General features: G+C 72.6%; 21 protein-coding genes. 12 read left to right on the top strand and 9 right to left on the bottom strand.

Going from position 1 to position 23,273, the window contains the following annotated elements:
- Positions 1-136: 136 nt before the first annotated feature.
- Entirely contained in the window at positions 137-319 is a 183-nt protein-coding gene (locus OG472_RS07815) for a hypothetical protein (protein WP_319721643.1), read from the top strand.
- A 160-nt stretch (positions 320-479) separates the two neighbouring features.
- Here the strand turns inward: OG472_RS07815 and OG472_RS07810 are convergent, their stop codons facing one another.
- Together OG472_RS07810 and OG472_RS07805 are read right to left on the bottom strand one after the other, a co-directional pair.
- On the bottom strand, positions 480-1,478 hold the full coding sequence (locus OG472_RS07810; RefSeq protein ID WP_405941208.1) for a polyprenyl synthetase family protein: 999 nt from the start codon (positions 1,476-1,478) through the stop codon (positions 480-482).
- Between the two features lie 380 nt (positions 1,479-1,858).
- Positions 1,859-2,638: a hypothetical protein gene (locus tag OG472_RS07805; protein WP_405941207.1), complete on the bottom strand. Its 780-nt coding sequence runs from the start codon at positions 2,636-2,638 to the stop codon at positions 1,859-1,861.
- A 135-nt stretch (positions 2,639-2,773) separates the two neighbouring features.
- On the opposite strand from OG472_RS07805, the gene OG472_RS07800 reads away from it, so the two are divergent.
- Positions 2,774-3,688 carry an oxygenase MpaB family protein gene (locus OG472_RS07800; RefSeq protein WP_401604038.1) on the top strand — a complete coding sequence of 305 codons (915 nt, stop codon included), beginning with the start codon at positions 2,774-2,776 and terminating at the stop codon, positions 3,686-3,688.
- 51 nt (positions 3,689-3,739) lie between these two features.
- On the opposite strand, the gene OG472_RS07795 is transcribed toward OG472_RS07800, so the two are convergent.
- Positions 3,740-4,339, bottom strand: a complete 600-nt coding sequence (locus OG472_RS07795) for a class I SAM-dependent methyltransferase (protein WP_401604037.1) — start codon at positions 4,337-4,339, stop codon at positions 3,740-3,742.
- Positions 4,340-4,516: 177 nt separating this feature from the next.
- Here OG472_RS07795 and OG472_RS07790 point away from each other — a divergent pair, with 177 nt between their 5' ends.
- The 5 genes from OG472_RS07790 to OG472_RS07770 all read left to right on the top strand — a co-directional run bounded on the left by OG472_RS07790 (position 4,517) and on the right by OG472_RS07770 (position 9,542).
- Positions 4,517-5,299, top strand: coding sequence for an MHYT domain-containing protein (locus OG472_RS07790; RefSeq protein ID WP_401604544.1), 783 nt, complete (start codon positions 4,517-4,519; stop codon positions 5,297-5,299).
- A 136-nt stretch (positions 5,300-5,435) separates the two neighbouring features.
- A complete protein-coding gene (locus tag OG472_RS07785; protein WP_405941206.1) occupies positions 5,436-8,018 on the top strand; it encodes a nitrate- and nitrite sensing domain-containing protein in 2,583 nt (860 codons plus the stop codon).
- Positions 8,018-8,461 carry a roadblock/LC7 domain-containing protein gene (locus OG472_RS07780; protein ID WP_319733760.1) on the top strand — a complete coding sequence of 148 codons (444 nt, stop codon included), beginning with the start codon at positions 8,018-8,020 and terminating at the stop codon, positions 8,459-8,461. The genes OG472_RS07785 and OG472_RS07780 overlap by 1 nt, the downstream gene beginning before the upstream one ends.
- Positions 8,462-8,478: 17 nt before the next feature.
- Positions 8,479-8,859: a DUF742 domain-containing protein gene (locus OG472_RS07775; RefSeq protein WP_401604032.1), complete on the top strand. Its 381-nt coding sequence runs from the start codon at positions 8,479-8,481 to the stop codon at positions 8,857-8,859.
- Positions 8,859-9,542, top strand: a complete 684-nt coding sequence (locus OG472_RS07770) for a GTP-binding protein (RefSeq protein WP_405941205.1) — start codon at positions 8,859-8,861, stop codon at positions 9,540-9,542. Before OG472_RS07775 ends, OG472_RS07770 begins: the two co-directional genes overlap by 1 nt.
- A 28-nt stretch (positions 9,543-9,570) precedes the next feature.
- Here the strand turns inward: OG472_RS07770 and OG472_RS07765 are convergent, their stop codons facing one another.
- Positions 9,571-10,008, bottom strand: a complete 438-nt coding sequence (locus OG472_RS07765) for a PPOX class F420-dependent oxidoreductase (protein WP_401604027.1) — start codon at positions 10,006-10,008, stop codon at positions 9,571-9,573.
- Between the two features lie 105 nt (positions 10,009-10,113).
- Between OG472_RS07765 and OG472_RS07760 the strand changes: the two genes are divergently transcribed.
- Complete coding sequence (locus tag OG472_RS07760) at positions 10,114-10,512, top strand: roadblock/LC7 domain-containing protein (protein ID WP_030384197.1); 399 nt, start codon at positions 10,114-10,116, stop codon at positions 10,510-10,512.
- A 165-nt stretch (positions 10,513-10,677) separates the two neighbouring features.
- Positions 10,678-11,529, top strand: coding sequence for a DUF6397 family protein (locus OG472_RS07755; protein ID WP_405941204.1), 852 nt, complete (start codon positions 10,678-10,680; stop codon positions 11,527-11,529).
- Here OG472_RS07755 and OG472_RS07750 read toward each other — a convergent pair.
- From OG472_RS07750 to OG472_RS07740, 3 genes are read right to left on the bottom strand one after another with little or no spacing between them, the layout of a single operon-like run.
- Positions 11,493-11,894, bottom strand: coding sequence for a YchJ family protein (locus OG472_RS07750; RefSeq protein WP_383570856.1), 402 nt, complete (start codon positions 11,892-11,894; stop codon positions 11,493-11,495). The genes OG472_RS07755 and OG472_RS07750 overlap by 37 nt on opposite strands.
- A gap of 8 nt (positions 11,895-11,902) precedes the next feature.
- Positions 11,903-12,817: an acyl-CoA thioesterase gene (locus OG472_RS07745; protein ID WP_405828678.1), complete on the bottom strand. Its 915-nt coding sequence runs from the start codon at positions 12,815-12,817 to the stop codon at positions 11,903-11,905.
- Positions 12,818-12,869: 52 nt separating this feature from the next.
- On the bottom strand, positions 12,870-15,392 hold the full coding sequence (locus tag OG472_RS07740) for a DEAD/DEAH box helicase (RefSeq protein ID WP_401604017.1): 2,523 nt from the start codon (positions 15,390-15,392) through the stop codon (positions 12,870-12,872).
- Positions 15,393-15,537: 145 nt separating this feature from the next.
- On the opposite strand from OG472_RS07740, the gene OG472_RS07735 reads away from it, so the two are divergent.
- The 3 genes from OG472_RS07735 (at position 15,538) to OG472_RS07725 (ending at position 19,532) form a co-directional block, all read left to right on the top strand.
- Positions 15,538-16,329, top strand: coding sequence for a metal-dependent hydrolase (locus OG472_RS07735; RefSeq protein ID WP_401604014.1), 792 nt, complete (start codon positions 15,538-15,540; stop codon positions 16,327-16,329).
- Positions 16,330-16,431: 102 nt separating this feature from the next.
- A complete protein-coding gene (locus tag OG472_RS07730) occupies positions 16,432-17,970 on the top strand; it encodes a carboxylesterase/lipase family protein (RefSeq protein ID WP_405941203.1) in 1,539 nt (512 codons plus the stop codon).
- A 173-nt stretch (positions 17,971-18,143) separates the two neighbouring features.
- Complete coding sequence (locus tag OG472_RS07725) at positions 18,144-19,532, top strand: (2,3-dihydroxybenzoyl)adenylate synthase (protein ID WP_405941202.1); 1,389 nt, start codon at positions 18,144-18,146, stop codon at positions 19,530-19,532.
- 45 nt (positions 19,533-19,577) lie between these two features.
- On the opposite strand, the gene OG472_RS07720 is transcribed toward OG472_RS07725, so the two are convergent.
- Both OG472_RS07720 and OG472_RS07715 read right to left on the bottom strand, forming a co-directional pair.
- Positions 19,578-21,359, bottom strand: coding sequence for an ABC transporter ATP-binding protein (locus tag OG472_RS07720; RefSeq protein WP_401604008.1), 1,782 nt, complete (start codon positions 21,357-21,359; stop codon positions 19,578-19,580).
- Entirely contained in the window at positions 21,356-23,260 is a 1,905-nt protein-coding gene (locus OG472_RS07715; protein ID WP_405941201.1) for an ABC transporter transmembrane domain-containing protein, read from the bottom strand. Before OG472_RS07715 ends, OG472_RS07720 begins: the two co-directional genes overlap by 4 nt.
- Positions 23,261-23,273: the final 13 nt, after the last annotated feature.

Here is a 23,273-nt window from a genome sequence, read left to right as displayed (position 1 = left end):
CCCACCGCGGCGGCCCGGCGGCGGGGGCGGGGCCGCGAACCGGTCGACTTCGAAGACCGTTGATGTGCCGGGGAACGCGCGGTCACTGCGGCACGTTGAGGGGGTAGTGGTCGACATCAGGAGGAGGTGTCCGCAGATGTCCACGAGCGGAAAAGTCGCGGTTGCCGGAGTCGTGGCAGCCATCGTGTTGTTCTGGACGGTGGGGTTCTGGGCCGGGCTGCTGGTCCTGATCGGTGTGCCGGCTGCGGCCTACTTCCTGCTGGACTCCTCCCAGCGGCGTCGGGTGCGGGGTATATCCAGGAAGCAGATCGGCCGCTGACGGCGGCTGCGGCACGGACGCACCCGGCCCGGCCGGCGGACCGGGCCGTGCGGTTCTGCCCGGGCGCCTTGCGGAGAGGCCGGGCTCCGGACGCGGTGCGGAGCCCGGCGGGTGCGGCCGATGAGCGGACGTTTCGGGGCGGCCCGCCCAGGCGGTGGGATCAGGCGGCGTCGCTCGCGGCGGCCGGCGCGAGGTCAGCTTCGAGCAGCATCTGCGACGCGTGGTCCACGAGGTGCCGCAGCACCTGCAAGTAGGTCTCGTCGCCGCCCAGTTCGTCCAGAATGCGGTACGCCTCGGCGCGGAATCCGTCGATCTCCGCCCGGTAGCGGTCGAGGGCGGTGGGTGTGCGCAGGAGGCTCGCGAGTTCCGCCCTGGCCGGAATGGAGCGTCCGGCGGCGGTGCACAGCCCCAGCATGTGCTCGCGGGAAGCGGGAGAGGCGTCTTCGATCACCGAGGCGAGGAGGTATGTCACCGTGCCGTTGAGCAGGTCCTCGTCGCGACCGGAAAGGATGTCTTCCTGGTCGTTGAAAATCTGCCACAGGATGCCGAAGACGTAGCCGAATTCACGCCACAGCTCCACCTTTTCGGTGGTCGTTCCCGAAAAGATCGCGGCCATCGCCGTGATCATTCCGAAAGGCGCGCCGGATTTGCCGCGATACGTCTCGATCACCGATTTGCGCGAGGCGCTGCAGATGTCCCCGCGCATGTCGTCGATCTGTCCGTCGACACCAATGATCCACCCGTGCAGGAGTTCCGTTATCAGCGCACTGCGAGCCTCCTCCGGAAGCTCCTGCGACAGGATGATCTGAATGGGGAGCGCGTTACCGGTGATGACGGAGGCGAGCAGAGCCTCGTTGTCGGTGAGCTCACCGGAGATGGACGCGCCGTTGGCGTCGGCCAGGTCGTCGAGGTAGCAGGCCGAGGTCCACCACAGCAGGTGCACGGCGGAGAGCGGAATGGCCGGACCGGGATTTCCCGTCTCTATGGCGTGCGTGAGCAGAGGCAGCACCGAGAGAGGATGTCTCAGTTTCCTTTGCTCCAAGAGCTTGGCCACCGTGTTCCGTGTGGTGACTGCAAGCGGACCGAGCCGCTCCAGGGCGGTTTCGATCTCCGCATCGATGCCCTGCGAGACTTCCCGGTGCAGGTCCAGGTACGACATGGAATTCAAGAGCGGCCTCCGTCGTGGAATGGGCTGAAGGGGTGCGGTGCACACCCTTTGAGCCGCGTGACTGGCCGATTCGATCATTCCGGAGGAGGGGGATCCAGAGCGATTTTCGGTCCGCCTGGCCGGTTCTTTTCGATCATGGGTTGTTGTCGCTGGTTGCGACGGCCCGCCATGGGGCGACGAACCGTTCGGCGGGGGCCGTGGATCAAGGCCGTCACCCACTCCGGCTGCCGCGGCTCGTTCCGTGGCCCGAACTCGCCCACCCACGCCTTCGGTCGGAGGACCGGAGTGCGTCGAGCCCGTCCGATCCCACCACGTGGACGCCCGGGCTGCGCCATGCCGGGTGAGGCCAGGTCATGCCGGGCAGGGTCGGGTCATGACGGGCGGACCGCGACCCGGTCCAGCGCCGTCAGGAGCTCCGGCAGGCCGGGATCCCCCTCCTGGGGGACCGCGAGCACCTCGCTCGGCTCCTCGTCCAGCAGGACGAAGGCCGCATCACCGGTCCGCCCCACCAGCGACCAGCCCGGCCCGTCCACCCGCAGGGTCCGCGCCCCCTCGCTGGCGAACGAGGACCGCACCCTGCCGGGCGGCGGCGGGGTCCGCGTGTACGCCAGGGCCTCCTCCAGCGCGCGTGCGAGCCCGGGGTGGGCGGCGGCGGCCGCCCCGCCGTCCGTGGCCACGCGCTCGCGCCAGTCCGACCACTCCCGCGCGATCTGGTCCGCGCCCATCCGTCGCTGCACCGGCCCCCATGCCTCCGCCGAGGGCGGCGCCAGCGGCACCCGCCCCGTGCCGTCCGCGCCCTGCTCCGGATCGTGCGGCTCGGGGATCCCGGCCGCCGCCACCGACAGCTCCAGCGGCCAGCCCGCCAGCGAGACCACGATCGACCGCTCGTCGGGGGACAGGTCGTACTCCATCCCGCAGTCCCAGGAGGCGATGGCCGTGGCCACGAGCGAGACGTCGTCCACGACGACCGTCCAGCGCGCGCCCTCCTCGTCCTGGCCGAGCACCAGCCCGTACCCGTCCCCGCTCGGCGCCACGCCGAGCAGGGAGCAGGCCTCGGGGAAGTCGTCGCCCAGGATGCTGGGGAACTGCGCGGGCGTCAGCAGCACGGCGGTCAGCACATACAGGGAGCCGCCACCCTCGTCGTCGGACACCTGGCCTCCTGGTAGCTCTTTCGTCGGCGCACCTTAACCAGCGGGTAACCCGCGCGTCGAGAGCTGGCGGGCGACGATTTCCAAGGCTGCTACCTGCACGTAGAGTTGGGAACCCGCCACAGAAAGGGACACCCGGTGCAGCGTTACGACCGGCTGAGGGAAATCCTCCGTCTCGACCCCGACAAGGACTTCCTCGCCATCTACCGGCTCACCGCCACCTACGAGTTCCCCTGGGACTTCACCCGGGCCCTGGAACTCGCCCTCTTCCGGACATATGCCGTGCCCAGCATCGGCGGTCTGCTGGCCGAGACCGCCGAGTTCACCGACCGGACCCAGAAGCGCTACGACGACACGGCGCTGCTCCTGGACGCGGTCGTCGAGCACGGCTTCGAGAGCGACACCGCGCGCACCGCGATCCGCCGCGTCAACCAGATGCACCGCAGCTACGACATCTCCAACGAGGACATGCGCTACGTCCTGTGCACCTTCGTGGTGATCCCGGCGCGCTGGCTCGATGCATACGGCTGGCGCCCGCTGACCCACCACGAGCGCCGGGCGTGTGCCAACTACTACGCCACCCTCGGCCGGCACCTGGGCATCACGGACATCCCGGACTCCTACGAGGAGTTCGAGGACACCCTGAACGCCTACGAGGAGGCCCACTTCGGCTGGGACGAGGGCGCCCGCAAGGTCGCCGACTCCACGCTCGACCTGATGGCCTCCTGGTACCCGACGCCGCTCGCCCCCGCCGTGCGCCGCGCGAGCCTCGCCCTCCTCGACGAGCCGCTGCTGGGCGCCTTCCGGTACGAGGCCCCGCGCCCCCGGGTCCGGCGGCTGGTCCACGGCGCCCTGTGGCTGCGCGGCCGCGCGGTGCGGCTGCTGCCCCCGCGCCGGGACCCGCACTACGCCCGCCAGAACCCGGAGATCAAGGGGTACCCCGACGGCTACGACGTGGGCGAGCTCGGCACGTTCCCGGTGCCCGGCTCGGGCGGCTGCCCCGTTCCGCATCCCCGCCGGCCCGCCGGAGCGGAGGCACAGCCTCCGGCGTGATCCCGGGGGCGTCAGCGGACCCCGGGCGCGGAGTCGGCGTACCGACGCAGGTCACGGGTGGCGTACGGCCAGCACGAGGAAGCGGGCGTCCTCGTCGGCGTACGAGGTCATCTCCCAGCCCGAACCCGCCAGCAGCGGGCCGAGATTGTGCTCGGCCCGCATGTCCTCGGGGGTCAGCTCGCGGCCATGGCGAGCGGCGAGGGCCGCTCGCCCGATCGGGTGAAAGAGTGCGAGCCGGCCGCCGGGGCGGACCACCCGGGCGAGCTCGCGCAGGTTCGCCCCCGGGTCCGGCAGGTGGGCGATGAGCCCGGCGGCGAACACCGCGTCCAGCACCCCGTCGCGCAGCGGCAGCCGGGCCACGTCGGCGAGCAGCAGGGTGCCCTCGGCGCCCCGCCCGGCCCGTTGCGCGGCGGCCAGCATCTGCGGGGTGAGGTCGGCGCCGAGCACCGTTCCGGCGTCCCCCACGGCGGCCCGCAGCGCGGTCAGGGCCCGGCCGGTACCGCAGCCCGCGTCGAGCACCCGGTCCCCGCGCCGCAGCCCGAACTCGGCCACGGCGGTGGCGAAGGCGGGCCCGTCGGCGGGGAACTTGCGGTCCCAGTCGGCGGCGCGCGCCCCGAAGAACTCCTGCACGTGTGTGTGGTCTTCGCTCATGCGCCCATGATCCCGCACCGGCGTACGCCCGAGTGCCTGCGGACCGTGCGCAAGGTGGCACGTGGTGTGATCGAAGATGAACGTAGCTCTGTCATATTCCAGCAGTTCCAGCGTCTTTCGAAATGCGCCCCCAGTTCGCGCTCTCACCCGGACTAGCGTCCGTTGGCCATGGGACACCTGGGACATCTGGACCACGCCGCCTACGGGTGGCTGACACCCGCGCTGTCATACGTGATGGCGTCGATCGGTGCCGCCCTCGGGCTGCGCTGCACCGTCCGCGCGCTCGCCGCGACGGGCGCCTCCCGCCGCAACTGGCTCCTCACCGCGGCCTCCGCCATCGGCACCGGCATCTGGACGATGCACTTCGTCGCGATGCTCGGCTTCGAGGTCAACGGCACCGAGATCCACTACAACGTGCCGCTCACCATCCTCAGCCTGCTCGTCGCCGTGCTGGTCGTCGGCGCCGGGGTCTTCGCCGTCGGCTACGGCAAGGACCGCGGCCGGTCGCTCGTCCTGGGCGGCCTCACCACCGGGCTGGGCGTCGCCAGCATGCACTACCTGGGCATGGCGGCCCTGCGGCTGCACGGCGAGGTCTCCTACGACCCGCTCACCGTGGGCCTCTCCGTCGCCATCGCCGTGGTCGCGGCCACCGCGGCCCTGTGGGCCGCGCTCAACATCAAGTCACCGGTGGCCGTCGCCGTCGCCTCGCTCGTCATGGGCGCCGCGGTCAGCAGCATGCACTACACCGGGATGATGGCCGTCGCGGTCAGCGTCAGCCCCTCGGACGCGGCCCTGCCCGGCGCCACGGCCATGCAGTTCATCTTCCCGCTCGCCGTCGGCCTGGGCTCCTACCTGTTCATCACCGCCGCCTTCGTCGCACTCTCCCCGACGGCCGACGAGCGGGCCGCCTCCGCTTCGGCCGCCCAGCACCTCGGGGAGCACACCGTGCCCGCGCACTGATCCGGCTTCCGGCCCCTCCCGTCCGGAGCCGCCGCCCCGCCGCCCCGTTGATCCGCCCCCCGCCGAACGTCGGCCCCGCACCCAACCGCCGCCCCCCGCCACCGCACCCGTAGGCACCGCCCGGAACGAGGAGCCCATGCGAACACCCCGCAGAAAACCGGAAGCAGCGGCGCCGCGGCTGCCCGCGCCCCCGGCACGCGGCCGCCGGGCCCACGCGGGACCGCCCGCCGAGGAAACGGCGGAGAACCAGGCACCCCAGCCCCGCCCGGGCACCCAGGCCGCACCGCGCGAACGCGGACCCCGCCTGCGGCTGCGCCCCGCCACCGTCCGCGCGAAGATCGTCTCCCTGCTGATGGTCCCGGTCGTCTCGCTCCTCGCCCTCTGGGCCTTCGCCACCGTCACCACCGCCCAGGACATCGCCCGCCTCAGCCGCATCCACCAGGCCGACGCCGAGATACGCACCCCCGTCGCCGCCGCCGTCACCGAACTCCAAGCCGAGCGGCGGGCCGCCATCCGCCTCATCGCCGACCCCACCGCCGACCCCGAAACCCTGGACCGGCTGGCCCGCCGCACCGACAGCGCCGTCCGGCGGCTGCGGCTCGGCGACCGGCACACCGTCGCCGACTCCGGCGAATACCGTTCCGACATCGTGGTCCGCCTCGGCACGTTCGTCGCCGCCGCCGAGGCTCTGGAATCGGCCCGCAAGGACATCACCGACCGCCGCGCCACCCCCGAGGCGGCCTACGAGATCTACACCCGCGTGGTCGACTCCGCCCTCGCCGTGGGCGGCGCCCTGACCGGCGGCGAGGACGCCGAACTCGGCCCCGACGCCCGCGTCCTGCTCGAATTCGCCCGCGCCGGGGAACTCCTGTCGCGGGAGGACGCCCTGCTCGCCGTACCGGGCCCGCGTACCGCCGAAACGCTTCGGCAGCTGACCGGCGCCATCGAGGCGCGCCGTGCGCTCACCGACTCCGCGGCCCGCGACCTTCCCGCCGCCCAGCAGGCCGCCTGGCAGTCCGTCGCCAAGAGCGCCGCCTACGCCGACCTCACCGGCGCCGAGGACCGTGCGCTGGCCGCCGGCACCTCCAAGGACAGCCGAGGGGCGCCCGCCGGCTGGGAGGCCGCCCACAGCGGCATCGGCGCCTCGATGCTGGAGATCGAGGAGTCCGCGCACGCCGCGGCCACCGACCGGGCCGACCCGCTCGCCGAAGGGGCGCTGAGCCCGGCCGGCGCCGCCGTACTGCTGGGCCTGGCGGCGGTCGCCGCCTCGCTCGTCATCTCCGTACGGATCGGCCGCGCGCTGGTCGTGGAGCTGGTCTCGCTGCGCAACACGGCCCTGGAGATCGCCCATCGCAAACTCCCGCAGGCCATGGAACGGCTGCGCGCCGGCGAGGACATCGACGTCACCGCCGAGACCCCGCCCGGGCCGCCCGCCGACGACGAGATCACCCAGGTCGGCGAGGCGCTCGGCACCGTCCACCGGGCCGCGCTCAGCGCCGCCGTCGAGCGGGCGGAGCTCGCCAGCGGGATCTCCGGCGTCTTCGTCAACCTCGCCCGCCGCAGCCAGGTCCTCGTGCACAAGCAGCTCACCCTGCTCGACTCGATGGAGCGGCGCGCCGACGATCCGAACGAGCTCGGCGACCTCTTCCGCCTCGACCACCTCACCACCCGGATGCGCCGGCACGCGGAAAGTCTGATCATCCTGTCGGGCGCGGCCCCGGGCCGGGCCTGGCGGATGCCGGTCCCCCTCACCAACGTCGTACGGGCCGCGGTCTCCGAGATCGAGGAGTACCCGCGCATCGAGGTCCGCCAGCTCGCCGAGGCCGCCGTGGTCGGGGGCGCCGTCGCCGACCTCACCCACCTGCTCGCCGAACTCATCGAGAACGCCGCACAGTTCTCCCCGCCCCACACCAAGGTCCGGGTCAGCGGCGAACCCGTCGGCGCCGGCTACGTCCTGGAGGTCGAGGACCGCGGGCTCGGCATGGGCCGCGAAACCCTCGGCGACGCCAACCGCCGCATCGAGCAGTCCGAGGCGCTCGACCTCTTCGACAGCGACCGGCTCGGGCTCTTCGTGGTCAGCCGCCTCGCGGCCCGCCACGGAGTGAAGGTCCACCTGCGCACGTCGCCCTACGGCGGCACCACCGCGGTGGTGCTCCTGCCGAACTCCATGCTCCAGGGCGCCCTCACGGTCGGCGCCCCCGGCCCCGCCACCCGCCCCGGCCCCGAGCACCCGGCCGCCGCGCCGCCACCGGAGCCGGCGGCGCAGGCGGAGCCGCCGCACACCATGACCGTCGTACGGGAGGACGCGCGCGGCTCGGCGGTACGGGAGGACCCGCGCGGCATCCCGGCTCCGGATCCGGCGCAGGCTCCGGCTCCTGCCCCGGCTCCGGACCGGACCCCCGCACCCGAGGAGCAGCGCCCGGCCCCCGTGGCGCCGCTGCGGCCGCGCGCCCCCGGCGGCGCGGTTCCCCGTACCCAGGCGGCGTCGGCCCCCTCGGCCTCGGTGACGGAACTGCCGCGCCGGGTGCGCCAGGCCAGCCTCGTCCCGCAGCTCCGGGAGGCCCCGGCCCCCAAGGCCCCCGCCGGTGCCCGCGTCCCCGAGGACCCGCCGGGCCGCAGCCCGGAGCAGGCCCGGGACCGGATGGCGGCCTACCGGGCCGGCTGGGTCCGCGGCGCCCAGGAGAACTCCCCCCACGCAGGCAGCGAAGGAGAACTGTGATGATCGAACACCAGAGGATCGACCTGGACGGGGTACGCAGGTCCGGCGAACTGGACTGGCTGCTGGACGACATGGTGCGCCGGGTCCGAGAGGTCCGGCACGCCGTGGTCCTCTCCAACGACGGGCTGGCGGTCGGCGCCTCCAGTGCGCTCAGCCGGGAGGACGCCGAGCACCTTGCGGCGGTGGCCTCCGGCTTCCACAGCCTCGCCAAGGGCGCGGGCCGGCACTTCCACGCCGGGGGCGTGCGCCAGACGATGGTCGAGATGGACGAGGGCTTCCTCTTCGTCGCGGCCGCCGGAGACGGCTCCTGTCTCGCCGTGCTCAGCGCCGCCAGCGCCGACATCGGCCTGATCGCCTACGAGATGGCCCGTCTGGTGAAGCGGGTCGGCGAGCACCTCTACACGCCGCCCCGGTTCGCGGCGCGGCCGCCGGCTGCCGGCTGAGGGCGGCGGTCCGGCACATGAACGGCCAGTGGTACGACGCCGAGGCGGGCCCGCTCGTCCGTCCGTACGCCATGACCGGCGGCCGCACGAAGCCGGGACCCCACGGGGTCCGCTTCGATCTGATCGCGCTGGTCGTGGTGGATCCGGAGGGCGCGGACGAGGCGGCCGAGTCGCTGCTCGGGCCCGAACACCGGGCGTTGCTCGGACTCTGCCGGTCCGAGACCCAGTCGGTGGCGGAACTCGCCGCCGACGCCGACCTTCCGGTGGGGGTGGTGCGGGTCCTGCTCGGGGACCTGCTGGAGGGCGGGCACGTCAAGGTCAGCCGGCCGGTACCGCCCGCACAACTGCCGGACGAGCGGATTTTGCGTGAAGTCATCGAGGGATTGCGAGCGCTTTGATGGGACAGCATGACAACGGACCTGCCGGATCGGCCCCGGGCCCGGACGTCGACGTGGACGTGGACGTGGATCCCGGCCCCCGGGAGGAGGCCGAACTGGCCTCGCTCGCGCTGAAGATCCTGGTGGCGGGCGGCTTCGGGGTCGGCAAGACCACCATGGTGGGCGCGGTGAGCGAGATCCGTCCGCTGCGGACGGAGGAGCTGCTGAGCGAGGCGGGCGAACTGGTCGACGACACGGGCGGCGTGGACCAGAAGACGACGACCACCGTGGCCATGGACTTCGGGCGGATCACCATCCGCTCCGGGCTGGCCCTGTACCTGTTCGGCACCCCGGGGCAGGACCGGTTCTGGTTCCTGTGGGACGAGTTGTCGCAGGGTGCGCTCGGCGCGGTGGTGCTCGCCGACACGCGGCGGCTGGAGGACTGCTTCCCGGCGGTGGACTACTTCGAGCACCGGCGCATCCCCTTCGTGGTGGCCGTCAACTGCTTCACGGACGCGCGGCGGTACGGGGCGCACGACGTGTCGCGGGCGCTGGATCTGGAACAGGGGACGCCGGTGGTGCTGTGTGACGCGCGGGACAAGGACTCGGGGAAGGAAGTGCTGATCAGGCTGGTCGAGTACGCCGGGCGGGTGCACACCGCCCGGCTGCTGGAGTCGGTGGAGCCACAGGCCGATTCCGTGTGAACCGGCCTGCGGCTCCACTCGGGACCGGTCAGTCCGCGATGCCGGCGAAGGCGATCACCTTGTCGATCGGGACCCGGACGAGGAGTTCGCTCGGGACGGCATTGCGACGGCCGAAGGACTCCGCGCGCTCCTCGCCCATGTAGCGGGCGCCGATCCGGGTCGCCCAGGTGAGCAACTCGTCCGCGTCGTCGGCGTATCCGCTGATCTCGGCGCGGCCTTGGAGCACGACGTACGAGAACGGCGGCCGGTCGTCGTCCACGCAGAGCGCGACCCGGCCGTCGCGGGCCAGGTTGCGCCCCTTGACGGTGTCCTTGCCGGTGTTGAACACGAAGGAATCGCCGTCCAGCACGAACCAGATGGGGGCGATGTGCGGGCTGCCGTCCTCGCGGACGGTGGAGAGCTTTCCGGTGCGGGTGGAATGCGAGACGAACGCCCGCCACTCCTCTTGAGTCATCTTCTTCGCCATGGGGACATCCTCCTTGCTCGAAAGGCGCTGGTGGGGAAGGCTTGCGGCACGACTACGCGGGGTGGGGCGCGGCCGGGAGGCCGCGTCAACGGGGAGGGGCTGGGAATGGCACTGGACAAGCAACTGGACTGGCTGCTGGACGACCTGACGCGCAGGGTCCAGCAGGTGCGGCATGCGGTGGTGCTGTCCAACGACGGCCTGGTGACGGGGGCGAGCGCGGGACTGGCGCGGGAGGACGCCGAGCACCTGGCGGCCGTCGCGGCCGGTCTGCAGAGCCTGGCGAAGGGGTCCGGGCGGCACTTCAGGGCCGGCGAGGTCCGGCAGACGATGGTCGAGTACGACGAAGGGGTCCTCTTCGTCATGGCGGCGGGTGCGGGCAGCAGCCTGTGCGTGCTGAGCGCGGCCGAGGCGGACATCGGCCAGGTCGCGTACGAGATGACGCTGCTGGTCAACCGGGTGGGCGAGCACCTGGGCGTCGCGGAGCGGCGCATCACCGGCGGCTGAGCGGCGTCGCGTCTGAGCGGCGACTGAGTCCGCCGGGTGAGCCCGGCGGCCGACTCTGGGGGGGCGGGGCCGCTCCGGAGGGTTGTCCACAGGCCGCGCGGGACGTCGTTGCACTGAGTTACGGTCTTCACACAGAGTAATCGCCACTCGTGGGGGAGGACCGTGATGATGCAGATGGGGACCGCGCTGCGGGACGCCGAGGTGACCGAGCGCGTGGAGAAGGCCGCGGCTGTCCAAGGCGGTGGCGGTGATGTGGATGTGCTGGTGGGCGGCGTGCAGGCCGCCGGGGAACTGGGGCTGAGCCGCAGCGAGTTCGCCAGGGCCGTCCAGCTGGGGATCGTGCGGGCGGGGCGGCCGGCGACGGGCGGGGCCGCGCGGTACGCACGGGCGGAGCTGGACCGGGCCAGGACGGCCGCGGGCGGACCGGACGGGCTGCGCGAGCAGGTCGAGGCCGTGGCAGGAGCGGGGGCCGCGGCCGAGGTCCTGGGGGTCGGCCCGAGCCGGTTCACCCGCCTCGCGCGCTGCGGGCACGTCACCCCGGTCGGCTACCGGATCAACCGGTACCGGGCCGTGGTGTGGCTCTATCTGGCCGCAGAGCTACGAACGTTCGCGGTGCGGGAGCCCGGGATGCTGAGCGGGATCGCACCTCCGGCCGACCGGGAGCTCATGGCGGCCAAGGCGGATCTGCGCCCGCGCCGGTGGCGAGGGCGGCACGTCGGGCTGCTGCTGAGACGTACCGCCGACCCCTGGGAGCGCGCTGCCGTACTGGCCTCCGTACTCCCCGAGGACGAGCTGCGGGAGGCCGTGCCCGACCCGGCGGAGCGGATCGTCCTGGCCGCGCTCGCACCGCCCCCGCCCTACGGGCATCCGCAGCTCCCGGCGTCCGCGGCGGTGGCGCTGGGGCTGTTGAAGGCCGGGCCGCCGGACGAGATCCGCTGGTACCGCACCAGCCTGGACTTCGCCCTGACGGGCGCGCGGGATCAGTCGAAGTCGACGGGGGAGAGGGGGCCGACGTAGACCCAGGCCCCGGCCTCACGGGAGAAGCTGCTGTGCTCGTGCAGCGAGCCCGTGTGCCGGCCCTCGCGGTAGTGGGCCCGGAACTCCACAGAGCCCTCCGTCTCGAACATCCCGCCGCGCTCGGTGGCGAGGATCTCCAGCCGCTCCCAGCGCGTCCCGGGGTCCAGGTCGAGATGGGCGGGCCGGGTCGAGGGGTGCCAGGAGCGCAGGAGGTAGGCGGTGTCGCCGACGGCGAAGGCGCTGAACCGGGAGCGCATCAGGCGCTCGGCGGTGGGTGCCTGCTGGGCCCCGGAGTGGAAGCGGCCGCAGCACTCCGGGTACGCGGCGGGCAGCCCGCAGGGGCAGGGGAGGGCGGAGGTGGCCATGGGCGTGCTCAGTTCTTCGGGGCGGGCTCGGACGGCCGGGCCGGGTCGGACGGCTTGGCGGGGTACGGACGGAAGAGGCCCTCCTGGACCACGGAGACCAGCAGCCTGCCCTCCACGTCGTAGATCCGGCCCCGGGCGAGACCGCGCCCGCCGTGCGCGATGGGTGACTCCTGGTCGTACAGGAACCACTCGTCCGCCCGGAACGGCCGGTGGAACCACATGGCGTGGTCGAGCGAGGCCATGTCGAAACCGCGCATGCCCCACAGGGGCTCCACGGGGATGCGCACGGCATCGAGGAGGGTCATGTCACTGGCGTAGGTCAGGGCGCAGGTGTGCACGAGCGGGTCGTCGCCCAGCGGGCCGACCGCGCGCATCCACACCGCGCTGCGGGGGTCGGCGCCCTTGAGCTCCTCCGGAGTCCAGCGGAGCCTGTGCACGTACCGGATGTCGAAGGGCTGGCGGCGGGCCATCCGCTCCAGCGCCTCCGGCAGCAACCCGAGGTGCTCGCGGATCTCGTCCGCGACCTTGGGGAGCGTGTCCGGATGGGGGACGTGGTGAGGAGGCAGCTGGTGCTCGATGCTGCCCTCCTCCGGCTGATGGAAGGAGGCGGTGAGATTGAAGATCGTCTTGCCCTGCTGGACCGCGGTGACCCGGCGCGTGGTGAAGGACCGCCCGTCGCGCACCCGCTCCACCTGGTACACGATCGGCACCCCGGGGATGCCGGGGCGCAGGAAGTACGCGTGCAGTGAGTGGACCGGGCGGTCGCTCTCGACGGTGCGGCCCGCAGCCACCAGCGCCTGGCCGGCGACCTGGCCGCCGAAGACGCGCTGGAGGGATTCCTGCGGGCTCGCGCCGCGGAAGATGTTGACCTCGATCTGCTCCAGATCGAGCAGATCGACCAGTCTCTCGGCGGGGTTCGTCATCAGAGGATCTCCACTGTCGGGTCCGGACGGGCCGGCGGGATGCCGGAGCAGGTCAGAGGGCGCCGAGCTCGCCGACCGAGGTGACCCGGATGACAGCCCGGCCCTCCTCGTCGGAGGCCGCGAGGTCGACCTCGGCGCTGATGCCCCAGCCATGGTCCCCGTTGGGGTCGGCGAAGGTCTGGCGGACGCGCCACAGGCCGTGCGCCGGGTCTTCCTCGATCTGGAGCAGCTTGGGGCCGCGCGCATCGGGGCCGGTGCCGAGGTCGTCGTACTCGTCCCAGTACCCGTCCATCGCCTCGCCCCAGGCGTCGGCGTCCCAGCCGGACTCGGCGTCCAGCTCGCCCAGCACGTTGACGTGGTCGAGGGCGGCCAGCTCCACCCGGCGGAACATCGCGTTGCGGACCAGGACGCGGAAGGCGCGCGCGTTCGCGGTGACCGGCTTGACCTGGTCGGCCTTCTCCTGGGCCTGCTCCGCCGTCTCCACCTCCGGGTTCGCCAGCTGCTCCCACTCGTCGAGCAGGCTGGAGTCGACCTGGCGGACCAGTTCGCCGAGCCATTCGATCAGGTCCTGGAGGTCCTCGGACTTGAGGTCGTCGGGGATGGTGTGGTCGAGCGCCTTGAACGCGCTCGCCAGGTAGCGCAGCACGATGCCCTCGGTGCGGGCCAGCTCGTAGAAGGAGGTGAACTCGGTGAAGGTCATCGCGCGTTCGTACATGTCGCGGATGATCGACTTCGGGGAGACGGGGTGGTCGCGCACCCACGGGTGGCTCTTGGCGTACACGTCGTAGGCGTGGAAGAGCAGCTCTTCGAGCGGCTTGGGATAGGTGACGTCCTGGAGACGCTCCATCCGCTCCTCGTACTCGATGCCGTCGGCCTTCATCTGGCCGACCTGGATGCCCCGCTCCTTGTTCTGCTGGGCGGCCAGGATCTGGCGCGGGTCGTCCAGCGTGGACTCCACGACGGACACCATGTCCAGCGCGTACGAGGGCGACTCCGGGTCCAGCAGGTCGAAGGAGGCCAGAGCGAAGGTGGACAGCGGCTGGTTGAGCGCGAAGTCCTGCTGGAGGTCGACGGTGAGCCGGATCGTGCGGCCCTCCGCGTCCGGGGTGTCGAGCTTCTCGACCACACCGCCGTCCAGCAGCGAGCGGTAGATCGCGATGGCCCGGCGGATGTGCCGCAGCTGGGCCTTGCGGGGCTCGTGGTTGTCCTCCAGGAGGTGGCGCATCGCCTTGAAGGCGTCGCCCGGCCGGGCGATGACCGACAGCAGCATGATGTTGGTGACCTTGAAGCGCGACGTCAGCGCCTCCGGGTCGGCGGCGATGAGCTTCTCGAAGGTGGTGTCCGACCAGGCGACGAAGCCCTCGGGAGCCTTCTTGCGCACCACCTTGCGGCGCTTCTTCGGGTCGTCGCCCGCCTTCGCGAGGGCCTTCTCGTTCTCGATGACGTGCTCCGGCGCCTGCGCGACCACATAGCCCGCCGTGTCGAATCCGGCCCGGCCGGCGCGGCCGGCGATCTGGTGGAACTCGCGGGCGCGCAGCGTCCGGACTCGGTTGCCGTCGTACTTGGTGAGCGCCGTGAACAGCACCGTGCGGATCGGGACGTTGACGCCGACGCCGAGGGTGTCCGTACCGCAGATGACCTTCAGCAGACCGGCCTGGGCGAGCTTCTCCACCAGGCGGCGGTACTTGGGCAGCATGCCGGCGTGGTGCACGCCGATCCCGTGCCGGACGTAGCGGGAAAGGTTCTGGCCGAACTTGGTGGTGAAGCGGAAGTTGCCGATCAGGTCCTGGATCTTGTCCTTCTCCTCGCGGGTGCACATGTTGATGCTCATGAGCGACTGCGCCCGCTCGACCGCCTGGGCCTGGGTGAAGTGCACGATGTAGACCGGAGCCTGCCGGGTCTCCAGCAGCTCGGTGATCGTGTCGGTGATCGGCGTGGTGACGTACTCGTAGGACAGCGGGACGGGCCGGGTCGCGGAGCGGACCACCGAGGTGGGCCGGCCCGTGCGCCGGGTCAGGTCCTCCTCGAACCGCTTCATGTCGCCGAGGGTCGCCGACATCAGGACGAACTGTGCCTGCGGCAGCTCCAGCAGCGGGATCTGCCAGGCCCAGCCGCGGTCCGGCTCGGCATAGAAGTGGAACTCGTCCATCACGACCTGGCCGATGTCGGCGTGCTTCCCGTCGCGCAGGGCGATGGAGGCCAGCACCTCGGCGGTGCAGCAGATCACCGGGGCGTCCGCGTTCACGGAGGCGTCGCCGGTCAGCATGCCGACGTTCTCGGTGCCGAAGAGCTTGCACAGGTCGAAGAACTTCTCCGACACCAGGGCCTTGATCGGAGCGGTGTAGAAGGTGACCTTGTCCTGGGCCAGGGCCGTGAAGTGCGCACCGGCCGCGACGAGGCTCTTGCCGGAGCCGGTCGGCGTGGACAGGATCACGTTCGCCCCGGAGACGACCTCGATCAGCGCCTCCTCCTGAGCCGGGTACAGGGTGATGCCCTGGCCCTCCGCCCACGAGGAGAAAGCCTCGAAGAGGGCGTCGGGGTCGGCGTTCGGCGGGAGCTGATCAATGAGGGTCACACCCCCCATCTTGCCTGGCTTCCCCCCGGATCAGGGAACCGGCGGACGGGAGGAAGATCACCGACGGTACGCTGTGCCGTCGATGGGGCCCGAACGAAACAGTCGACGGGGCCCGACCACAACACCAGCGGGGCGGGAAACGACCATGATGGGTCCGGCGCACTCACTGTCCGGGGCAGCGGCCTGGCTGGGGGTGGGCGCGGCGACCGCGGCCGCCGGACACCCCATGCCGTGGCCCGTCCTCGTCGTCGGCGCGCTGATCTGCGCCGGGGCGGCTCTGGCCCCGGACCTCGACCACAAGTCGGCGACGATCTCGCGCGCCTTCGGCCCGCTCTCCAGGGGCCTGTGCGAGGTGGTCGACAAGATCTCCTACGCCGTCTACAAGTCCACCCGCTCCAAGAAGGACGCCCGCCGCACCGGCGGCCACCGCACACTGACGCACACGTGGCTCTGGGCCGTCCTGATAGGCGGCGGAGCCTCCGTGCTCGCCGTCACCGCCGGCCGCTGGGGCGTGCTCGCCCTGCTCTTCGTGCACCTGGTGCTGGCGGTCGAGGGCCTGCTGTGGCGGGCGGCCCGGATGTCCAGCGACGTCCTGGTCTGGCTGCTCGGTGCGACCAGCGCGTGGATCCTGGCCGGAGTGCTCGACCAGCCCGGCAACGGCGCGGGCTGGCTGTTCACCGGCCCGGGCCAGGAGTACCTCTGGCTCGGCCTGCCGATCGTGCTCGGCGCCCTGGTCCACGACATCGGCGACGCGCTGACCGTCTCCGGCTGTCCGGTCCTGTGGCCCATCCCGATCGCCGGCAAGCGCTGGTACCCGATCGGCCCGCCCAAGATGATGCGCTTCCGCGCCGGCAGCTGGGTGGAGCTCAAGGTCCTCATGCCGGTCTTCGTCCTGCTGGGCGGCTTCGGCGGCGCCTCGGCCCTCGGTTTCTTCTAGATCCGCCTTCCGGCTCGCGCCGGCAGCTCCCTAATTCGCTGGCGCGCAGCATGCGGCAGCGGGATGATCCGGAACGTCCCGCCGCCCAGCGAAGGAGCTGTGATGACCGTTGTCGCGTCCGAGGCCTCCGGGTCCCGGCCGGAAGTCCGTGTGACGGGCGGGGCGCTCCGAGGCGCACGCGAGGACGGTGTCGCGGTCTTCCGCGGCATCCCGTTCGCCGAGCCGCCGGTCGGCCCGCTGCGTTTCGCCGCACCGAGGCCCGTACGCGGATGGGACGGGGTGCGGCCCGCAGTGTCGTACGGCCCGCCGCCCCCGCAGGGCGGCCACTTCGGCATGGATGCACTGGCCCGGGACGCGGCGGGCGACGACTGGCTCACGGCCAACGTCTGGTCGCCCGAGCCGGGCCCGGGCGCGGGGCTGCCGGTGATGGTGTGGATCCAGGGCGGCGCCTACTCGATCGGCATGTCGGGCCTTCCCGAGTACGACGGCGGCCGTCTGGCGCGTGACGGCGGTGTCGTCGTGGTGACGTTCAACTACCGGGTGGGCCTGGAGGGGTTCGGGCAGATCGAGGGTGCGCCCGCCAACCGGGGCCTGCTGGACCAGGCCGCCGTGCTGGAGTGGGTGCGCGACAACATCCGGGCGTTCGGCGGCGACCCGGGCCGCGTCACCGTCTTCGGCCAGTCGGCGGGCGCCGGATCGGTCGCCGCGCTGCTGGCGATGCCGCGAGCGGCCGGTCTCTTCGGCCGCGCCGTCGCGCAGAGCGTGCAGGGCACCTTCTTCTCGCCGGAACTGGCCGCCGACATCGCCTCCGCCTGCGCCGCCGAGCTCGGGCTGCGGCCCACACGGGCCGACCTGTCCGGGGTGGACCCCGCCCGGCTGTCCGCCGCCGGTGACGCGGTCGGCGCCAAGATGGACCGTTGGGCGGATCGCTGGGGGCCCGTCGCGCACCGCGCGATCCCGTTCTCGCCCGTCGTCGACGGCGAGACCCTGCCCGTCACGCCGTGGCAGGCCCTGGCCGACGGCGCCGGCCGGGACATCGAACTGATCGTCGGCCACACCCGCGACGAAACACGGCTGCTCACCGCACTCGACGGACTGCTCGGCCAGGTCACTCCGGAGCAGGCGCAGACCGCCCTGGACGTCTTCGGCCCCGGTCAGGACGCCCCACACCGCTACCGTGAGGCCTTCCCGGCCGCCGGCCCGGACGAGCTGTACGAGACGGTCGGCTCCGACTGGCTGTTCCGCATGCCGTCCCTCCACCTCGCCCAGGCCCAGACCGCCGCCGGCGGCCGTGCCCACGTCTACGAGCTGACCTGGTCCGCCCCGGGGATGGGCGGCGCCCTCGGCGCCTGCCACGGCCTCGACGTTCCGCTGGTCTTCGGCAACCTGGACCGCGGCCAGCCCGCCGTGCTGATCGGCGAGAGCCCGTTCCCGGAGGCGGAGGAGCTGTCCGCGCGCATGCGGGCAGCCTGGACGGCGTTCGCGGCCCACGGCGACCCCGGCTGGCCCGCGTACGACACCGGGCAGCGCCTCGTACAGCTCTTCGGCCCCCGGCCGGCCCTCACCGCCTACCCGGAGGAGGCCTCCCGCCTGATCTGGCAGGACCACGCCTTCCCCGCCCTGCCGCTCCTCGGCCCCTAGCCCGCCGGCCCGTCAGCCCGTCAGCCCGTCAGGCCGGACCATTCCCCCTGGTCAGCGGCGCGACTTGGTCGTTCCGCTGATCCAATTCGGCGTCCATGGTCAGGAAAGCGCATTGTGCGCAGGGATGTTGACGGATTGGGTTGCCAGGGTCAGGACGGCGGGGAAGGAAGCGAATGACACGCATGCTCGAGGGCTGCACGCCCTGGCCCGAGGAGTTCGTCGACCGCTACTGGATGGCCGGGCACTGGCGCGGCGACACGCTGGACAGCCTGCTGCGCGGCTGGGCCCTGCAGTACGGACCGCGGACCGCCCTCGTGCACGGCGCCACCCGCCTCACGTACGCGAACCTGAACCGGCGCGTGGACCGCATGGCCGCCGGATTCCGGCTGCGCGGCCTGCGGCCCGGGCAGCGGGTCGTCGTCCAGCTGCCGAACGTCCCCGAGTTCGTCATCACCGTCTTCGCGCTGATGCGCGCCGGTATGGTCCCCGTCCTGTGCCCGGTCTCGTACCGCGCGTCCGAGATGTCCCCCATCGCGTGGATCACCCAGGCCGTCGGCTACGTCGGTCCCTCGACCTACCAGGGCTTCGACCACACGGCGATGGCCGCGGACATCGCGGCCCGAGGGCCCTTCCTGCGGCGGGTGTTCCCCCTGGAGGCGCCGGGCACCTCGTCCCCGTACGGCGGCTTCACGACCGACCCGTCGGGCTGCCACTACTTCCCGCTGGGGTCCATCGACTCCCCGCCCGACCGGGCGCTCGCGCAGAGCGCCGGCCAGGTGGCGTTCCTCCTGCTGTCCGGCGGCGACGGCGAGGAGCCCAGGCTCGTTCCGCGCACCCACAACGACTACGTCCACCAGGCGCAGACCGCCGCCGAACTGGTCTCGCTCACCGAGGACGACGTGTACCTCGCCGCGCTGCCCGCCGATTCCGACTTCGCCTTCGGCTGCCCCGGCATCGTCGGGACCCTCTCCGCCGGCGGCACCGTCGTCCTGGTCGAGGATCCGGCACCGGCGGAAAGCCTTCGGGCCATCGAGCGGGAGCGGGTCACCGTCACCTCGCTCGTGCCCGCCGTCGCCACGCGCTGGCTCGACGCACTGCCCGCGGTCCGGGCCGACGTGAGCAGTCTGCGTCTCGTGCAGATCGGCGGCTGGCCCGTGGACCGGGCGACCGCCGAACGGACGGGCCTCGAACTGGGCTGTCGCGTGCAGCAGGTCTTCGGCATGGCCGAGGGGCCGCTCACCGTCACCCGGCCCGCCGATCCGGACGAGACCGTGCTCACCACGCAGGGCCGTCCGCTCTCGCCCGGCGACGAGATCCGCCTCGTCGACGCCGACGGCGAGGACGTGCCCGACGGGGAGCCCGGCGAGCTCCTCGCGCGGGGCCCGCACATCCCGCGAGGCTACTACCGGGCGCCCGAGCACAACGCGCGCTCCTTCACCGCCGACGGCCACCTCCGCACCGGCTACCTCGCACGGCGCACCCCGGACGGCAACCTCGTGGTGACCGGGCGCCTCGAGGACGGCCCGCAGGGGACCGACCACGAGGACCCGTCCGGCACGTGACGGGCAGCCGGTCAGCCGAGCCGCCCGTCGAACCACCGGCGGGGGTCACCCGTGCCAGGACCGCCACAGTGCCGCGTAAGCGCCGTCTGCCGCGACCAGCTCGTCGTGCGAGCCCAGCTCGCTGATCCGGCCGCCCTCGACCACCGCGATCACGTCCGCGTCGTGCGCGGTGTGCAGCCGGTGGGCGATGGCGATGACCGTGCGCCCGTCCAGCACCCGGGCGAGCGAACGCTCCAAGTGCCGTGCCGCACGCGGGTCCAGCAGTGAGGTGGCCTCGTCGAGCACCAACGTGTGCGGGTCCGCCAGCACCAGCCGGGCCAGCGCGATCTGCTGCGCCTGCGCCGGGGTCAGTGCCGTGCCGCCGGAACCGACCTCGGAGTCCAGACCGGCCTCCATGGCCCGCGCCCAGCCGTCCGCGTCGACCGCGCCCAGCGCCGCCCACAGCTCGGCGTCGTCGGCGCCCGTCCGTGCGAGGCGGAGGTTGTCGCGCAGGGAGCCCACGAACACGTGGTGCTCCTGGTTGACCAGCGCCACGTGCTCGCGCACCCGCTCCGCCGGCATCCGCGACAGCCGTGCCCCGCCGAGGGTGACCTCGCCGGTCCGGGGCGCGTAGATGCCCGCGAGCAGGCGTCCCAGGGTGGACTTGCCCGCGCCCGAGGGCCCGACGAGTGCCATCCGGGTGCCCGGCGGCACGGACATCGACACCTGGTGCAGGACGTCCACGCCCTCCCGGTAGCCGAAGTGGACCTCCTCGGCCCGCACGTCCCGGCCCTCGGGAGCCACCTTCGCGTCCCCCGCGTCCGCCTCGATCTCCCGTACGCCCACCAGCCGGCCCAGCGAGACCTGGGCGACCTGAAGTTCGTCGTACCAGCGCAGGATCAGACCGATCGGATCGACCAGCATCTGCGCCAGCAGCGCGCCCGTGGTCAGCTGCCCCACCGACATCCAGCCCTGCATCACGCAGTAGCCGCCGATCATCAGCACCGAGCCGAGGATCGTCACGAACGTGACGTTGATGACGGGGAAGAGGACCGTCCGCAGGAACAGCGTGTACCGCTCCCACGCCGTCCACTCCTTGATCCGCCGCTCCGACAGCGCGATCCGGTCCGGTCCGAGACGGTGCGCCTCGACCGTGCGACCCGCGTCCACCGTCTCGGTGAGCACGGCCGAGACCGCCGCGTAGCCGGCCGCCTCCGAGCGGTACGCCGACGGCGCGCGCCGGAAGTACCAGCGGCAGCCGATCACCAGCACCGGCAGCGCCACCAGCGCGGCGAGCGCCAGCGGCGGCGCGGTCACCGCGAGAGCGCCGAACAGCAGCCCGGCCCAGACGACGCCGATCGCCAGTTGCGGCACGGCCTCGCGCATGGCGTTCGCCAGCCGGTCGATGTCGGTGGTGATCCGCGACAGCAGGTCACCGGTACCGGCACGCTCCAGCACGCCGGGCGGCAGCCCGACCGACCGTACGAGGAAGTCCTCGCGCAGATCGGCCAGCATCTCCTCGCCCAGCATCGCCCCGCGCAGCCGGACCAGCCGGACGAAGAACGTCTGGACGGCGAGCGCCAGCGCGAACAGCAGCGCCACACGCCCCAGATGGAGCTCGCGCGCCCCCTCCGCGAGATCGTCCACGACCCGGCCCAGGAGGTACGGACCGACCATGGAGGCGATCACCGCGACCGCGTTGACGGTCACCAGCAGCACGAAGGCCCGCCGGTGGCGCCGGAACAGGCCGCGCACATAGCCCCGTACGGTCGCGGACGTGCCCACGGGCAGGGTCGCGGCCGACTGGGGGGCCGCCGGATCGTACTCCGGTGGCGCCACGCCGATCATGCGGATTCCTCGATCTCTGTGAGTACTTCTTCGAGCTCTGTCAGTTCCAGCCCGGCGAGGCGCCCCTGCTGCTCCTCGTCCGTCTCGCGGGTGACCACCGCCCGGTACAGCGGCTCGCGGTGCAGCAGCTCGCGGTGGGTGCCGACCGCCGCCACCGTGCCCCCGTCGATGAGCACGACCCGGTCCGCGCGGTCCAGCAGCAGCGGCGAGGAGGCCAGTACCACCGTGGTGCGACCGGCGCGCAGGGTTGCGACCCCGTCCGCGATCCGTGCCTCGGTGTGCGAGTCGACCGCGGAGGTCGGCTCGTCGAGCACCAGCACCTCCGGGTCGGTGACCAGGGAGCGGGCCAGCGCCAGACGCTGGCGCTGCCCGCCGGACAGCGACCGGCCGCGCTCGGTGATCCGTGCGTCCATCGGGTCCTCGACCCCGTCCGGCGCCGACTGCAGCAGTGCGTCCAGCACGTCCGCGCACTGGGCGGCCGCCAGCGCCGCGCCGGGCTCGACCGCGCCGGAAGCCGGTACGTCGAACAGTTCGCGCAGGGTCCCGGACAGCAGCACCGGATCCTTGTCCTGTACGAGGACCAGGGTGCGCGCGGTGTCCAGCGGGAGTTCGTCCAGCGCCACGCCGCTCAGGAGCACCGACGGCCCGTGGTCCTCTCCGTCGTCCTTCCCGCCGTCCATGGGATGGCCGCCGAGGCGCTCCGCGAGCCGGCCCGCCAGGTCCGGGTCCCCGCACACGACGGCGGTGAACCGGCCCGCGGGGGCCAGCAGCCCGGTCCGCGGGTCGTACAGGTCCCCGCCGGCGGCCGGTACCTCCACGGCGCCGGCGCCGGCCCCGGCCGCGACGGTGACGTCGGCATCGGCATCGGCAGCGGCGTCGGCGTCGGCGGGACGTTGGGGGGCGTCCGTCCGGGTCAGCGACAGCACCCGGGCGGCCCGCTTGGCGGAAGGGCGCGAGAAGGAGTACGCCATGGCGATCTCCTCGAAGTGCCGCAGCGGGTAGAGCAGCGTCGCCACCGCGCTGAACGCCGCGACGAGTTCACCGACCGCGATGCGCCCGTCCACGACGAGCGTGGCGCCGTACCAGACCACCGTGATCAGCAGGGCGCCCGGGAGCAGCACCTGGATCGCGGAGATCAGCGCCCACATCCTGGCACTGCGCACGGCGGCCTTGCGGACCTCCTGCGAGGCCTCGCGGTACCGGCCGAGAAACAGCTCCTCACCGCCGATGCCGCGCAGCACGCGCAGCCCCGCGACGGTGTCGGAGGCCAGCTCGGTGGCCTTGCCCGCCTTCTCCCGCTGGATGTCGGCGCGCTTGGTGGCGCGCGGCAGCAGCGGCAGCGAGGCCAGGGCGATCAGCGGCACGCCGATGGCCACGACCACGCCCAGCGCGGGTGCGTAGAACAGCAGGCCGATGCAGACGAGGACGACCGCGAAGGCGGCCGCGAGGAAGCGGGAGACCGCCTCGACGAACCAGCCGATCTTCTCCACGTCGCCCGTGGAGACCGCGACGACTTCGCCCGCGGCGACCCGGCGGGTCAGGGCGGAGCCCAGTTCGGCCGTCTTGCGCGCGAGCAGTTGCTGCACGCGTGCGGCGGCGGTGATCCAGTTGGTGACGGCGGTGCGGTGGAGCATGGAGTCGCCGACCGAGATCGCGACGCCGATCAGCAGGAGCAGCGCACCGACGAGCAGCAGCCGGTTCGCGTTGCGGTCGACGACCGCGTCGACGCCCAGCCCCACGGCGTACGGCAGCCCCGCGACGCCGGAGAAGTGCAGAATCCCCCAGCACAGGCTCTTGAGCTGTCCGCCGAGTTGGCCGCGCCCCAGCCACAGGAGGAAACGGGGGCCTGAGCGAGCGTCGGGTACCCCCGGATCCGGATACGGAAGATCGCTGATCTGCATGACGCCCCATGAC

This window comes from Streptomyces sp. NBC_00207 (genome assembly GCF_045160965.1).
Lineage (GTDB): Bacteria > Actinomycetota > Actinomycetes > Streptomycetales > Streptomycetaceae > Streptomyces.
This window is presented reverse-complemented; position numbering and strand designations above follow the sequence as displayed.

What these genes read in the sequence shown, in the direction of transcription:
- OG472_RS07785 (WP_405941206.1), top strand. Translation starts at nt 5,436, where the DNA reads ATGCGAACACCCCGCAGAAAACCGGAAGCAGCGGCGCCGCGGCTGCCC.
- OG472_RS07770 (WP_405941205.1), top strand. Translation starts at nt 8,859, where the DNA reads ATGGGACAGCATGACAACGGACCTGCCGGATCGGCCCCGGGCCCGGAC.
- OG472_RS07755 (WP_405941204.1), top strand. Translation starts at nt 10,678, where the DNA reads ATGATGCAGATGGGGACCGCGCTGCGGGACGCCGAGGTGACCGAGCGC.
- OG472_RS07765 (WP_401604027.1), bottom strand. Translation starts at nt 10,008, where the DNA reads ATGGCGAAGAAGATGACTCAAGAGGAGTGGCGGGCGTTCGTCTCGCAT.
- OG472_RS07720 (WP_401604008.1), bottom strand. Translation starts at nt 21,359, where the DNA reads ATGATCGGCGTGGCGCCACCGGAGTACGATCCGGCGGCCCCCCAGTCG.
- OG472_RS07780 (WP_319733760.1), top strand. Translation starts at nt 8,018, where the DNA reads ATGATCGAACACCAGAGGATCGACCTGGACGGGGTACGCAGGTCCGGC.
- OG472_RS07715 (WP_405941201.1), bottom strand. Translation starts at nt 23,260, where the DNA reads ATGCAGATCAGCGATCTTCCGTATCCGGATCCGGGGGTACCCGACGCT.
- OG472_RS07725 (WP_405941202.1), top strand. Translation starts at nt 18,144, where the DNA reads ATGACACGCATGCTCGAGGGCTGCACGCCCTGGCCCGAGGAGTTCGTC.
- OG472_RS07795 (WP_401604037.1), bottom strand. Translation starts at nt 4,339, where the DNA reads ATGAGCGAAGACCACACACACGTGCAGGAGTTCTTCGGGGCGCGCGCC.
- OG472_RS07730 (WP_405941203.1), top strand. Translation starts at nt 16,432, where the DNA reads ATGACCGTTGTCGCGTCCGAGGCCTCCGGGTCCCGGCCGGAAGTCCGT.
- OG472_RS07810 (WP_405941208.1), bottom strand. Translation starts at nt 1,478, where the DNA reads ATGTCGTACCTGGACCTGCACCGGGAAGTCTCGCAGGGCATCGATGCG.
- OG472_RS07815 (WP_319721643.1), top strand. Translation starts at nt 137, where the DNA reads ATGTCCACGAGCGGAAAAGTCGCGGTTGCCGGAGTCGTGGCAGCCATC.
- OG472_RS07745 (WP_405828678.1), bottom strand. Translation starts at nt 12,817, where the DNA reads ATGACGAACCCCGCCGAGAGACTGGTCGATCTGCTCGATCTGGAGCAG.
- OG472_RS07775 (WP_401604032.1), top strand. Translation starts at nt 8,479, where the DNA reads ATGAACGGCCAGTGGTACGACGCCGAGGCGGGCCCGCTCGTCCGTCCG.
- OG472_RS07735 (WP_401604014.1), top strand. Translation starts at nt 15,538, where the DNA reads ATGATGGGTCCGGCGCACTCACTGTCCGGGGCAGCGGCCTGGCTGGGG.
- OG472_RS07760 (WP_030384197.1), top strand. Translation starts at nt 10,114, where the DNA reads ATGGCACTGGACAAGCAACTGGACTGGCTGCTGGACGACCTGACGCGC.
- OG472_RS07750 (WP_383570856.1), bottom strand. Translation starts at nt 11,894, where the DNA reads ATGGCCACCTCCGCCCTCCCCTGCCCCTGCGGGCTGCCCGCCGCGTAC.